The organism is Streptomyces akebiae, assembly GCF_019599145.1.
In the GTDB taxonomy this organism is placed as follows: domain Bacteria; phylum Actinomycetota; class Actinomycetes; order Streptomycetales; family Streptomycetaceae; genus Streptomyces; species Streptomyces akebiae.
In genome coordinates this window covers 1,947,516-1,961,020 of the sequence record NZ_CP080647.1, presented here as the reverse complement: position 1 = coordinate 1,961,020, position 13,505 = coordinate 1,947,516, and the positions used below count along the sequence as shown (strand labels likewise).

At 68.7% G+C, this 13,505-nt stretch carries 9 protein-coding genes and 2 pseudogenes; 7 read left to right on the top strand and 4 right to left on the bottom strand.

Annotated elements, in window-relative coordinates; genetic code table 11:
• Positions 1-186 precede the first annotated feature (186 nt).
• On the bottom strand, positions 187-1,758 hold the full coding sequence (locus tag K1J60_RS08695) for a class I adenylate-forming enzyme family protein (RefSeq protein WP_220645680.1): 1,572 nt from the start codon (positions 1,756-1,758) through the stop codon (positions 187-189).
• 6 nt (positions 1,759-1,764) lie between these two features.
• Complete coding sequence (locus tag K1J60_RS08690; RefSeq protein WP_220645679.1) at positions 1,765-2,580, bottom strand: SDR family oxidoreductase; 816 nt, start codon at positions 2,578-2,580, stop codon at positions 1,765-1,767.
• A 227-nt stretch (positions 2,581-2,807) separates the two neighbouring features.
• Between K1J60_RS08690 and K1J60_RS08685 the strand changes: the two genes are divergently transcribed.
• Positions 2,808-3,650 carry an enoyl-CoA hydratase-related protein gene (locus K1J60_RS08685; protein WP_220645678.1) on the top strand — a complete coding sequence of 281 codons (843 nt, stop codon included), beginning with the start codon at positions 2,808-2,810 and terminating at the stop codon, positions 3,648-3,650.
• A gap of 221 nt (positions 3,651-3,871) precedes the next feature.
• On the top strand, positions 3,872-4,492 hold the full coding sequence (locus tag K1J60_RS08680; RefSeq protein WP_220645677.1) for a TetR/AcrR family transcriptional regulator: 621 nt from the start codon (positions 3,872-3,874) through the stop codon (positions 4,490-4,492).
• A 477-nt stretch (positions 4,493-4,969) separates the two neighbouring features.
• Here the strand turns inward: K1J60_RS08680 and K1J60_RS08675 are convergent.
• Positions 4,970-5,773: pseudogene (locus K1J60_RS08675) on the bottom strand (LLM class F420-dependent oxidoreductase); the annotation flags it as partial.
• A gap of 10 nt (positions 5,774-5,783) precedes the next feature.
• A pseudogene (locus K1J60_RS08670) lies at positions 5,784-6,676 on the bottom strand (IS982 family transposase).
• 623 nt (positions 6,677-7,299) lie between these two features.
• Here K1J60_RS08670 and K1J60_RS08665 point away from each other — a divergent pair.
• From K1J60_RS08665 to moaA, 5 genes are all read left to right on the top strand, one after another.
• A complete protein-coding gene (locus tag K1J60_RS08665; protein ID WP_220645675.1) occupies positions 7,300-7,938 on the top strand; it encodes a (2Fe-2S)-binding protein in 639 nt (212 codons plus the stop codon).
• A gap of 11 nt (positions 7,939-7,949) precedes the next feature.
• Positions 7,950-8,930: an FAD binding domain-containing protein gene (locus tag K1J60_RS08660; RefSeq protein WP_220645674.1), complete on the top strand. Its 981-nt coding sequence runs from the start codon at positions 7,950-7,952 to the stop codon at positions 8,928-8,930.
• Positions 8,927-11,119, top strand: coding sequence for a xanthine dehydrogenase family protein molybdopterin-binding subunit (locus tag K1J60_RS08655; RefSeq protein ID WP_220645673.1), 2,193 nt, complete (start codon positions 8,927-8,929; stop codon positions 11,117-11,119). The genes K1J60_RS08660 and K1J60_RS08655 overlap by 4 nt, the downstream gene beginning before the upstream one ends.
• Positions 11,120-11,268: 149 nt before the next feature.
• Positions 11,269-12,435, top strand: coding sequence for an XdhC family protein (locus tag K1J60_RS08650; RefSeq protein WP_220645672.1), 1,167 nt, complete (start codon positions 11,269-11,271; stop codon positions 12,433-12,435).
• Entirely contained in the window at positions 12,429-13,418 is a 990-nt protein-coding gene (gene moaA, locus K1J60_RS08645) for a GTP 3',8-cyclase MoaA (RefSeq protein ID WP_220645671.1), read from the top strand. Before K1J60_RS08650 ends, moaA begins: the two co-directional genes overlap by 7 nt.
• Positions 13,419-13,505: the final 87 nt, after the last annotated feature.

Below are 13,505 nucleotides of genomic sequence, written 5' to 3'. Positions count from 1 at the left end.
ATGTGTGCCGCGGCCCTGCCGCAGCGGCGTGACCACGTCCAAGAGACGGACGCCGCCACCTTGAGCCGGCCCGGCCCCAGAGAAAGCCCTGAGCTGCCTCGGCGAGGTCCGGTGCGGTCCCGCGCCCCCGCAAGGGGCGCGGGACCATGACCCACGGGTTTGTCACAACGCTTCCCAGCGGAGGGCTCAGGCGCCGAACAGGTCCTGGTAAGCCCGGCGTAGGTCCATCTTCTGGGTCTTTCCGGTCGCTGTGACCGGCAGATCCTCGACGATCACGATCTCCTTCGGGGACTCGAACCTGCCGAGGTGTGCTTTGGCATGTTCGATGAGGTCAGCGGCGGTCGCGCGCGCCTGGTCACGCAGGATGACGACGCCGACGATCGCCTCGCCCCAGTGCGTGTGCGGCACCCCGATCACCGCGGCGTTGGCCACGTCCGGATGTGCCAGGAGCACCGACTCGACCTTGATGCTGGGTACGTTCTCCCCACCGGACTTGATCATGTCCTTCGTCCGGTCCAGGAAAAGCAGCTGGCCGCTGTCGTCGATCACGCCGAGGTCCCCGGTGTGATGCCAGCCGAACCGCTGCGCCGCCGCCGTGGCCTCGGGGTCCTTGAGATACCCGGCCATGACGTTCGGGCCGCGGTGCACGATCTCCCCCGGCTGGCCCGGGCCGAGCAGTCGGCCCTCACTGTCCATGATCTTCGTCTCGCACAACGCCGTCGAGATCCCCCAGTAGTTCGCGTCCAGGTGCGGATGCTCCAGGGCGCGAAACGTCATCGTGATCGGGTACGCCTCGGTCTGGCCGGTGACCAGCCACACGTCGGCGTCCATGGTGCGCGCGATCTGCTCGATGAGTGGCCGGGGCATGGCGGCCATCGCGTACAGCGCCAGTCGTACCGAGGAGAAGTCCGTACTGCGGGACCGCTCGTGCCGCAGCATGGCCGCGAACATCATGGGCAGTCCGCCGAATATCGTCACCCTTCGGCGCTCTATGAGGTCGAGCCCCGCATCGGCGGTGAACCCGCGGGCGAGCGCCACGGCACCGCCCGCAGCCAGAACGGATGTCGTCATCGTGTGCTGGGCGCAGTGGAACAGCGGCAGGAAGCCGGACAGAACGTCGCTTTCGCGCATGAGGTGGGTGGCCATGTTCGCCGTCACCGTGCTGTAGACGGAGAGATGCGTATGCATCGCTCCTTTGGGATGCCCTGTGGTGCCACTGGTGTACATGACCAGGGCGAGATCGTCACCGCAGACGTCGACGTCGGGCAGATCCTCGGACTGCCCCGCGGTCACCTCGGCGAAAGCGGCGACCCGCTTCCCGTCCCCGGGACCGATCGCGACCGCGGTGATGCCGAGCCGGTCGAGGACGGAGGCGATGTCCTGCCGCTCGAGCAGTTCCTGGTCGACGACCGCGTATTCGACCTCGGCGTGTTCGAGGATGTACTCGATGCTGGAGGCGGTCAGTTGCACGTTGACGGGAACCCAGACCATGGCCGCTTTGCTGATGCCGAAGAGACAAGCCAGCATCTCGGCCGAGTTCGTCGTCAGCGTGGCCACCGTCGTACGAGGCGGCAGCACGCTGAGCAGATGGTGGGCGAAGCGCGAGCTCAGCGCATCGAGGTCTCTGTGGGTGAGGGTGCGCTCACCGTCGATCACGGCGACGCGGTCGCCGCACCTCTCGGCCGAGCGGTGGATGATGTCTCCCAGAGCGATACGGCCGATCCGGCGCAGCTCCGGTCCCGGGGTGGGCAGTTTCATGTCGCTTCACCTCTCCGAGCCGACGGCAAGTGCCCCGGCCGTTTCGAGAACGGGCTTGATGGCGTCGAGAGCACCCGCGCCGTCGCACGGAATGACCGCGCCCGAGATGTACGAGGCGGCCGAGGACGACAGGAACATCGCGAGCGAGGCGATGTCGTCCTTCGTGCCCAGCCGGCGCAGCGGAACGTTTCGCGCGATCCGCTTGCCCTCGGGGTCGTCGGGCGGCGAGAGTCGCGTGAACCCCTCGGTATCCGCGATGGCGCCCGGTGAGATGGCGTTGACCCGGATGCCCCGGGCTCCCCATTCCAGGGCGAGGACCCGCGTCAACTGGTCCACACCGGCCTTGGCCGCACATACATGGGCCTGGTAACGCATGGGGATCACCGCCTGGGGAGCGGTGAGGCTGATGACCGACGCGCCGGGGGAGAGATGCTCGAACCCTGCGCGCAGCACATGGAACGTGCCGTTCAGGTCGATGTCGACGACCACCTTGAAGCCATTGGACGACAGCCCGTTCGCCTCGGCGAGGAAGTTGCCGGCGGCGCCGGAGACGAGCACGTCGACCGGCCCCCACTCGGAGCGCACCGCCTCGAAGACACCGGCGACGGCCTCCATGTCCCGCACGTCCGCGGCATACCCGAGGACCTTCCCGCCGTGCTTGCCCAGCCGCTCCACAGCGGCGTCCACATTGTCCTGTCTGCGGCTGGAAACCGCGACGTCGGCGCCACGCTGTGCGAATGCCTCCGCGATGGAGAGGTTGATGCCGGTCGTGCCACCGAAGACCACGACCGTCTTCCCACTGAAGTCGAACTGGATGTCCATCAGGTGCCTCTGTGTCCCTTCGAGCGCCCCGGCACTACAGGCCCATCGCGTCAACGGATGCGATGACAGTGATCACGCTAGCTGGATTGACAAAATAGTCAAGTCTGCAGACGATGCCCCAAGTGGCCATGGTCACTGTCAACTGCTGATCCATGCCTGGCCTGGCGTAGGTTCTGAGCGCATGCCGCTCTCATGCAGTCGATAAAATTGTCAGATAGGAGTGAGGCGTGTCCGCATTCGACCTGGTCCACTACGACGTCGCGGACGGAGTTGCCACGATCGCGCTCGACGACCCCGGGACAGGCAACGCATACACCCCGGCACTGGCCGACGAGCTCGAGGAAGCCTTCGATCTGGCCGACGCCGATTCGGACGTGCGCGCAGTGATCTTCACTGCCACGGGCAGCAACTTCTGTATCGGCGCCGACCTCTCCGGCGGCGGCTTCGACACCAGTGGCTTGCCGGCCGAGTTCGACGAGGCCTGGAAGGAGCCTGCCGGCCGCTGCTCCTTGCGCATCTACGAGATGAACAAGCCGGTCATAGCCGCCGTGCGCGGTGCCGCAGTCGGAGGCGGATCGACCATCATCCTGCCTGCGGACTACCGGCTGGCCTCTACCGACGCCCGCTTCGGGTTCGTCTTCAGCCGGCGCGGAATCTATCCCGAGGGTGCCTCCGCATGGTTCCTGCCCAAGCTTGTCGGACTCGGGACCACCATGGACTGGATGATCAGCGGACGCGTCTTCGGCGCGGCGGAAGCCCAGTCCGCAGGGCTGGTCCACAGCATCCACGAACCCGATGACCTGCTTGAGGCGGCCCGCCGCCTCGCCCGAGACCTCGTGGAGAACACGGCGGCCGTCTCCGTGGCCGTCCTGAGGCAGATGATCTACCGACTGGCGTTCCAGGAGTCGCCGTATCCGACGCAGCGCGTCGACTCGCGCCTCGTGTTCGAGATCGGCGCCAACCGTGACGCGGCGGAAGGCGTGGCGTCATTCCTTGAGCGGCGCAAGCCGAAGTTCCCGCAGACGGTGCCCTCCGACCTGCCGGTCTGGCTGCCCTGGCGCCGCCTGTAGCCGAGCCTTTCGGGACCACCCCGAATGGAGACTGGCCGACGCCACAGCATCGCCCTCCCCGGGCGCGGCCGCACAGCGCCGGCCGTGCGAGCCGATGCGGAGGCGGCCGGGTCGGTGACTGCGTGCCGCGCGTCGTCTGCTGCATGCCACCGCTCACCACCACTCTTCCCGTTTGATGGAATAGGTACATGGGACGATCCAGAACGAAGCCTGCACCGCCGATGCCCACCACGACCCGAGGGCGGCGCACACGTGATGCGCTGATCTCGGCAGGGCGGGAGATCCTCGAGCAGTGCGGGCTGTCCGGCTTCAGCCCTGAGACGGTCGCCCAGGCCGCAGGCGTCTCTTACGGCACGTTCTACACCTACTTCGAGTCCAAGGAAGACCTCCTGCGCACCGTCGTGCGAGCCGTTGCCGGGGAGATGTTCGCCGCCAGCCTCGTCTCGCCCGCAACGGCGGACGACGCCTACACGCGTATCGTCGAGGCGAACCGCCGTTACCTTCGTGCCTGGGCCGAAGCTTCCAAGGTGCTGCGCCTGGTCGAGCAGGGCGCTGACTCGGACGAAGCCATGCGCGAGATGGTTTTGGAGGTCCGTGAGCTGTACGTCACCCGTGGTGAGGAGGGCCTGCGGCGCCTGCAGGGGGCAGGGCTGGCGGACCCGAGCCTCGATCCCCGGCTCACCGCCATTGCCCTGGGCGCCATGGTCGAGCAGGTCGCCCACGTCATGTACTCGCTCAAGGAGCCGCTCGACGAGAACGAAGTCGTCGACCACCTGTCTCGTCTCTGGGCCGCTGCGATCTCACTGCGCGGACGACCGGGCCATGAAGGCGGCGACACGTGACGTCGTAGCAGCGCGGCGGGCCGCTGAAGGAGACCCCGGACGCGTCTCGCACGGGCCGACCGGTGCGTCACGCGTCTGGCCGTCGAACCGGTACTGGTCGCTCGTGCGCGCACAACCGGCGAAGGGGTCGCGAACACCTGTGCCTCGGAGTGTGATCCCGTCTTTCACACAGGGCGGTCCAGTCAGAGGACGCCCTCGGCGCAAGAACCGGCGGGTGACGGCTCGCCTCTGCTGCCCGCTCACGCATCGCTCACATGCGGGCTTCAGGTCATGGAAGGTGTGAGGCCGACCGGCCATCCTCCGGGGCCTGGGGGATGGGTGGGAATCCGCAGCCTGCGCTCACGTCCGCCGAGAACGCGTAAGGCGGAGGCGAGGATGGCGTCCAGCGGTCGACATCGACTCGACCCACCGCTGGGGAAGCCCGCCCCGTTTCAGCGATCCCGATGGGCGGTGCTCAGCAGCTCGTCAGTGCCAACCCTTGTACCCGTGGGCGCGGGCCAGGTCGTTGTAGAAGTTCTTGCCCTTGGCGCCCATGCCGCCGAGGTAGAGGGCGATCATCGGACGGAGCAGGTCGCGGGCGGCTGCCGCGTCCTGGCCGACTGCGAGGAGGCTGCCCGCGGCGATCTGGAGATTCCCCCGTTCCGCGGGCCGGCGTGCCAGTCCCTCGGCGAGTGCGCCGCCCCAGATCTGTCCGGCCTTCTCGGGGATGAAGAGATGCGGCAGCCAGCCGTCGGCGATCTCCGCGGTCATCCGGACGTTGGCCGGGCCGAGGGCCGCGACGTGGATCGGTATCTCGCTGCGTACCGGGTGGTTGAGGAACTTCAGGGGCTTGCCGAGCGTGCCGCCCTTCTCGGGCGGCAGTGGCATGTCGACGATGCCATGGTGGTCGATCACCTCGCGTCGCCAGATCCGGCGGCACAGTTCGACGGTCTCGCGGGTGCGGCCGAGCGGCTTGTCGTACGGCCGGCCGTGCCAGCCCTCGACGACCTGCGGGCCGGACGCGCCGAGCCCGAGGAGCGCACGGCCCTGGGAGAGCACGTCGAGTCCGGCGGCGGTCTGGGCGATCAGCGCAGGCGTCCGTGAGTAGATGTTGATGATGTACGAGCCGATTGTCACGCGCTCGGTGCGGGCGGCGAGATAGCCCATGAGGGTCGGGGAATCGAAACCGTACGCCTCGGCCACCCAGACGGCGTCGAGCCCGGCCTTCTCCAACCGCACAACCTCCTCAACGGCCCACAAAAAATCAAGCACGCCCCCGCTTTTAATTCCTAGACGAGTCATTCCGATGTGATCAGTGGTCGTAGGCGATCAGGGATCGCATGACCGGCTGTCCGGTCTTGTGGTTGTGCCAGATCGCCACGGCCAGTGCGAGGACGCGCTGGGCGACGCGGACGGCGACGCCCTCGAAGGTCCGGCCGCCGTGCTGCTCCAGGTCGAGCTGGCCCTTGAGAGTGTCGTTCACCGACTCGATCAGCTGCCGCACCGACTTCAGCAGGGACTCGCCTTTGCGGTGCTTCTCCCGCTTGAACGACGGCCGCAGCAACTCTGCCCCGCGCAACGCCAGGTCCGCCTCGAACTCTTTGGAGGCGAAGCCCTTGTCCGCGATCAGTAGCAGGCCGGGCCGGTCGGTGACCGCGTCCGGCTCGCGGTCCAGCATTGCCGTCAGCACCTCGCGCTCGTCCAGCTTTGGGTTCGCCAGGGCCCACAGGATCGGCATGCCGGTTGGGGTGCACACCAGGTACAGCCGCAGCCCCCAGAAGAATCGGGAGTGACTGGCGCAGTATCCGTATCCGGCCCAGCCGGCCAGGTCCGACCGCTTCACCGTGGGCCGTGAACGGCCGCACTCGACGGGGTGGAGTCGATGATCCAGTGGTTGTCGAACCAGAAGTCGGTGTCCGCCGCGAGGAGCCGTATGGCTCGTTTGACCAGGGGCAGCGCGGCCCGCAGCCGCTTGTTCCAGCCCGGCTGCTTCGGTACGTACGGGAACATCGCAGCCAAGCGGGAGCCCACGAACCGCAGCCACCTGGACTCCGAGGCGAAGCCGAGCATCGCCTGGGCAACGGCGAGGCAGACGAGCTCGGAGTCCGTCAACCGGGGCGGCCGTCCCAGCCATCGGGTGTCTCCCATCTCGTCGTCGATCTTCACGTACAGTGCGGTGAGCAGGGCGTCCAGGTCATTCGTCACAGATCGATCTTGGACGCCCTGTCTGCGTTCCCGAACGCACCGTCAGCATTCGGAATGACTCGTCTAGATCATCATCGGCGCCTGGCGGGGGTGTTCCCTGTGGCCCAGGCTGCTGGCGCCGCTCAGTCACCGGATCGCGGTCCCGATGGATCCGCGGCCTGTTGGGTGACGAGGCCCGCTGTGCGCGCGGTCGCAGCGGGCGGCTCCGTCAGCGGTGGACACGCAGCGTGTGAAGACCTTGAGTGACGTCATGGCAGCCGGTCGAGGCGCCGACGCCCTACAAGATCAGTACGCACCTTCTCGCCCGAAACGGGCTCTCTCGCCGACTGCTGTTGTCCCCTCCGTGGTGAATTCGAGGGGCGTCGACTTGCCGAGCCTTCGACGGTCCTTCATTCATTACCTAGCGCTTACTTGCGGGCAAAAAACCAAGGGAAAACCAAGGGAAAGCAAGGGGGGAGGAAAACCTCCCTGCCATGGGTGACGCCTGTGGTGCAAGACTTCCCGCGTGATCAGTCGCCCGGTCGAGGCGAGCGGTCACCCAGTTTTCCGCGGTGGCGTCGATCTCGTGCCCGGTCTCCCGCTGGTGTACACGACTGATCCGTCCGTGATGCAAAGGCGAATGCATGTCCTCTGAACTCCCTGATTCTGTTGTTCCTCCGCCCACCGGAGCCGGTGAGTCCCCCTCGGGGCCCAGTCGGCGCACCGTCATCGCCACCGGTGTCGCGGTGGGCGGTGTCGTGGTGGCCGGAGGAACGTTCCTGGCCGGCGCCGAGGAGGCGACCGCCACGGGGGCGGCGCCCTCCAGCCGTGTGTCCCTGTCGGTGAACGGCACCCGGCGGACCGTGACGGTCGACAACCGCACCTCGCTGCTGGATCTGCTCCGGGAACATCTCGACCTGACCGGCTCGAAGAAGGGCTGTAACGCCGGGGCTTGCGGGGCGTGCACGGTGCTGGTCGACGGGCAGCGGGTCAACTCCTGCCTGACGTTGGCGGTTCGGCTGGAGGGCGCCGAGGTCACCACGATCGAGGGTCTGGCCAAGGGTGACAAGTTGCACCCGCTGCAGCAGGCGTTCGTCGACGAGGACGCCTTCCAGTGCGGCTACTGCACTCCGGGCCAGATCATGTCCGGCGTCGGCTGTATCCAGGAGGGCCACACCAACTCGCCGGAGGAGATCCGGGAGTACATGAGCGGCAACGTCTGCCGCTGTGGCTGCTACGTGAAAATCGTGCGCGCGGTCGAGCAGACCGCCGCCCGGAAGTAAGGAGCGGCCCCATGCATCCCTTCTCCTACACCCGCGTCAGCAGCGTCCGGGAAGCCCTGGACGCCGGCCGACGCGGTGGCCGCTACATCGCCGGCGGAACCACCCTGGTCGACCTGATGCGCGAGACCGTCGAAACCCCCGACACACTCGTCGACATCAGCGCCCTGCCCCTGCGTGACATCACCGCCACCGCGGGCGGCGGCATCCGCATCGGCGCCCTGGTCCCGATGGCCGTGGCCACCGCCGACCCCAAGCTGAACTCCCTCTTCCCGGTGGCCGCCCAAGCGCTGCGGGGCGCCTCGGCCCAACTGCGGAACATGGCCACCATCGGCGGCAACATTATGCAGCGCACCCGCTGCACCTACTTCCGCGATGTCACCGCCGACTGCAACAAGCGCGAGCCCGGCTCCGGCTGCGCCGCTCTGCAGGGCTACAACCGTGGCCACGCGATCCTCGGCGGCTCCGATCACTGCGTGGCCGTGCACGCGTCCGACTTCGCCGTCGCCCTCACCGCCCTGGAGGCGAGGGTCCACCTGCAGGCTCCGGACGGCAAGGAGCGCAGCCTGCCCTTCGCCGACTTCCTGCTCCGGCCCGGCAGCACTCCGCAGCGCGAACAGAACATCCGCCGGGGTGAGTTGATCACGGCGGTCGAGATCCCGGCGTATCCGCGTCCGCTGAAGTCGGCCTATCTGAAGCTCCGCGACCGGCAGTCCTACTCGTTCGGGCTCGCCTCGGCGGCCGTCGCACTGCACATCCGGGGCGGGGTGATCCGCGAGGCGAAGGTCGCCGCCGGCGCTGTGGCGACGGTGCCGTGGAAGCTTCCGGCCGTTGAGCGTGCCCTGATCGGCGAGCGCCCCTCGGACCGCCTGTGGGCCGAGGCCGCGAGTCACGCGGCCGATGGTGCCCGCCCCCTTCAGCACAACCGGTTCAAGGTCGAGCTCCTGAAGCGGACCGTCGAACGCCAGCTGCGCACCGTAGGAGAGATGGAATGAGCCCCCAGCCGCAGGCAGCCGTAGGCGCACCGCTGTCCCGGGTGGACGGCGTGCTGAAGGTCACGGGCAAGGCGGAGTACGCCGCCGAGCACGACCTCAAGGGTGTCGTGCATGCCGTCATCGTCGACGCGAGCATCGGCCGCGGCCGCATCAGATCCATCGACACGCGCGCCGCGGAGAAACACGCTGGTGTGCTGCGGGTGATCCACCACGGCAACGCGCCGAAGCTCCCGTACCGGGACAACGCCGGCTCGAACAACCCGGCCGGGCGCAGGCTGCGGGTGTTCCAGGACGACCGGGTGCTCTTCCACGGCCAGCCCGTCGCCGTGGTGGTCGCTACCACGCTGGAGGCGGCCCAGCACGGGGCGAGCCTGGTCGAGGTCCGTTACGACGCCGAGCGGCCCTCGACCGACATCGCCAAGGCCGAGCCGGGCGAGCCGACGAACTACGCGCGCGGTGACGCGGAAGCCGGGCTGCGCTCCTCGGCCGTACGGCTGGACCTGACGTACGAGCTGGCCCGCAACCACCACAACCCGATGGAGCCGCACGCCACCGTCGCCCGCTGGGACGGCAACAAGCTCACAGTCTGGGACAAGACCCAGTGGGTGATGGGCACGCACGACGAGATCGCCGCGGTCTTCGACCTGCCGGCGGACGCGGTGCGGGTCATCAACCCGTTCGTCGGGGGCGGTTTCGGCAGCGGACTGCGCTGCTGGCCGCACACGATCGTCGCCGCGCTCGCCGCGCGGGTGACGCGGCGCCCGGTCAAACTGGTGCTCAGCCGCAAGCAGATGTACTTCGGCACCGGCTTCCGGCCCGCGTACGAGTACCGGCTGCAACTGGGCAGCGACCGGCGCGGCCGGCTGAACGCCGCGATCCACGACATCGACGCCGAGACGTCCTCGTACGAGACGTTCTTCGAAGGCGCTGGGTCGCCGGGGCAGATGATGTACAGCATGCCGAACGTCCGCCAGGCGTACCGGCAGGTGCCGCTGGACGTGAACACCCCGATCTGGATGCGCGGGCCGGGTTTCGCCACCGGGTCGTTCGTGATCGAGTCGGCGATGGACGAACTCGCGCATGAACTGGGCATTGACCCGATCGAGCTGCGCCGGCGCAACGAGCCGAGCGAGGACGAGGCGACGAACGAGCCGTTTTCCACCCGGCGGCTCAGCGAGTGCTACACGGTCGGTGCCCGCGAGTTCGGCTGGGACCGCCGTAATCCGAAGCCGCGCTCCACACGGGAGGGGAACCTGCTGATCGGTTTGGGCATGGCCGCCGGTGTCTACGACCCGGGACGGTATCCCGCGCAGGCGCGGGCGCGTCTGGACGCCGATGGCACCGCGGTGGTCGAGGCGGCCACGAGTGACATGGGGCCGGGCACGTACACCTCCCAGACCCAAGTGGCAGCGGACGCGCTCGGGCTGACCATGCGCACAGTGACCTTCCGGCTCGGTGACTCCCTCTATCCGCCGACCTCGCCGCACGGCGGTTCGGCGACCATGGCCAGCGTCGGCTCGGCCGTCGTCGACGCCTGCAACAAGGTGCGGCAGCAGGCGATCAAGCTGGCCGTCGAGGACCGCGAGTCGCCGCTGTACGGCGTGAACGCGGACGACGTGGTCGTCCGCGGCGGCCGACTGCACGTGCAGAACAACACCGCCCGTGGTGAGACGTACAAGCGCCTGCTGGCCCGCAACAAGCGCGACCAACTGGAAGCCGACGGTACCTACAGCGGGCCGGGCAGTGAGCGGTCCGCCTACTTCGCCTACAACGCCACTTTCGCCGAGGTCGCCGTGGACGCGGACCTGGGGCTGGTGCGGGTGCGGCGGATGCTCGGCGTGTACGACGCGGGCCGGATCATCAGCCCCAAGCTGGCCGAGAGCCAGGCGTTCGGCGGCATCGTGGGCGGCATCGGGCAGGCGCTCCTTGAGCACACGGTCACCGACCACCGGGACGGGCGGATCGTGAACGCCAGCCTGGCCGACTACCTCGTCCCGGTGAACGCCGACGTCCCCGACATCAAGGCGATCTACCTGGACGGCGAGGACAACGCCGGCAACCTGCTGGGCGTCAAGGGACTCGGCGAGGTCGTCCAGGTGGGCGTGGCGCCCGCCATCGCCAACGCGGTCTACAACGCCACCGGTCGGCGGGTCCGCCAACTGCCCATCACCGCCGAGGGGTTGCTCTGACACCACCGCCTCCCTAGACGGGTCCCGCAGCCGACCCCCCGTACGGCTGCCGGACCTCCCCGGGCCGCCGCCGCGCACACGCCCCCGTCGACGCGGCGGCGGCCCGAGCCACCTACTGCGACAGCGACCGTCCGTTCTGGAGACCCCCCATGCTGAACATCGCGGACACACTGCACCGCTGGTGCCGCGAGGAACGCCCCTTCGCCCTGGCCACCGTCGTCGACGTCACCGGCAGCGCACCCCTGCCCATCGGTACGTCGGTCGCGGTCGACGAGGACGGCAACGCCATCGGCAGCATCTCCGGCGGCTGCGTCGAAGGCGCGGTGTACGAGCTGTGCCGACAGGTACTGCACGACCAAGGGCCTGCCCAGCGGGCCTGGTTCGGCTACTCCGACGACGACGCCTTCGCCGTGGGACTGACCTGCGGCGGCGAACTCGACGTCCTCATCCAGCGCATCGACCCCGCCGCCCAGCCGCATCTCGGCGGGGCGCTCGCCGAGGCGACCGAGGGCCGGCCCGCCGCCGTCGCCCAGGTCGTGGACGGGCCTGAGGGATTGCTCGGCGCCACGCTGAGCGTGCTCGGCGACAGCTGGATCGCCGACCGCGCACTCGCCGACGGGCCGACCGGCCGGGCCGTGGCGGACCGGGCCACCGCCCAACTCCGTACCGGACGCACGGCACTTCTCGCTCTCGGCGGCGAGGCCGACACCTGCCCCGAGCAGCTCACCGTCCTCGTCCACGCGGCCGCCACCCGCCCCCGCATGCTGATCTTCGGCGCCATCGACTTCGCTGCCGCCCTCGCCCAGGCCGGCCGGTTCCTGGGCTACCACGTCACCGTGTGCGACGCCCGCCCCGTCTTCGCCACCGAAGCCCGCTTCCCGCACGCCGACGAGGTGGTCGTCGACTGGCCCCACCGCTACCTGGCACAGACGGCCGTGGACGCCCGTACCGCCGTCTGTGTGCTCACCCACGACGCCAAGTTCGACATCCCGCTGCTGCAGCTGGCACTCGACCTGCCCGTGGGCTACGTCGGCGCCATGGGCTCCCGCCGCACCCACGAAGAGCGCCTTCTCCGTCTGCGTGAAGTCGGCGTCACACCGGAGCAGTTGGCCCAGCTGCGGTCCCCGATCGGCCTCGACCTCGGCGCCCGCACGCCCGAGGAGACAGCGATCTCGATCACCGCGGAGATCATCGCCCACGCCGGCCGAGCGAGTGGCTTGCCTCTGGTCCAGGTCAGCGGCCCGATCCATCGCGTTTCCGCGGCGGTGTCGGAGGCGGCGCGGCACGGGGCAGGAAGGGTCGCAGGAACGTGCTGATCGATACCTACGGCCGAGTGGCCACCGACCTGAGAGTGTCGCTGACTGACCGGTGCAATCTGCGCTGTACGTACTGCATGCCCGAGGAGGGCCTGCAGTGGCTGGGCAAGAGCGATCTGCTCACGGACGACGAGATCGTCCGCCTGATCGACATCGCGGTCACCTCCCTAGACATCGAGGAGGTCCGCTTCACCGGCGGCGAGCCGCTGCTGCGCCCGGGCCTGGTCGGCATCGTCGAGCGGGTGGCCGCCCTGGAGTCCCGCCCCCAGATGTCGCTCACGACCAACGGCATCGGCCTCAAGCGCACAGCGACGGCGCTGAAGGCCGCGGGCCTGGACCGCGTCAACGTCTCCCTCGACACCCTGCGCCCGGACGTCTTCAAGACCCTCACCCGCCGTGACCGGCACAAGGACGTCATCGAGGGCCTGTACGCCGCCCGCGAGGCGGGCCTGACCCCGGTGAAGGTCAACTCGGTCCTGATGCCCGGCCTCAACGACGACGAAGCCCCCGACCTGCTGGCCTGGGCGGTCGAGTGCGACTACGAACTGCGCTTCATCGAGCAGATGCCCCTGGACGCGCAGCACGGCTGGAAGCGCGACGGCATGATCACGGCAGGCGACATCCTGACCTCCCTGCGCACCCGCTTCGAGCTGACCGAGGAGGGCTCGGCGAAGCGCGGCTCGGCCCCGGCGGAGCGCTGGCTGGTCAACGGCGGCCCCCATGTCGTGGGTGTCATCGCCTCGGTCACCCGCCCGTTCTGCGCGGCCTGCGACCGCACGCGTCTGACGGCGGACGGTCAGGTGCGTACGTGCCTGTTCGCGACGGAGGAGACGGACCTGCGAGCGGCCTTGCGCTCGGGAGCGCCGGACGAGGAGATAGCGCGTATCTGGCGGACGGCGATGTGGGGCAAGAAGGCGGGCGCAGGCCTGGACGACCCGACCTTCGTCCAGCCGGACCGCCCGATGTCAGCGATCGGAGGCTAGCAATTCTCTCCTGGGATAAGAGCCTTCCCGGGAGGGAAATCCCAGTGCTCGCCGCTGTATTCCTTGAATTCCACCGGAGTGATATGG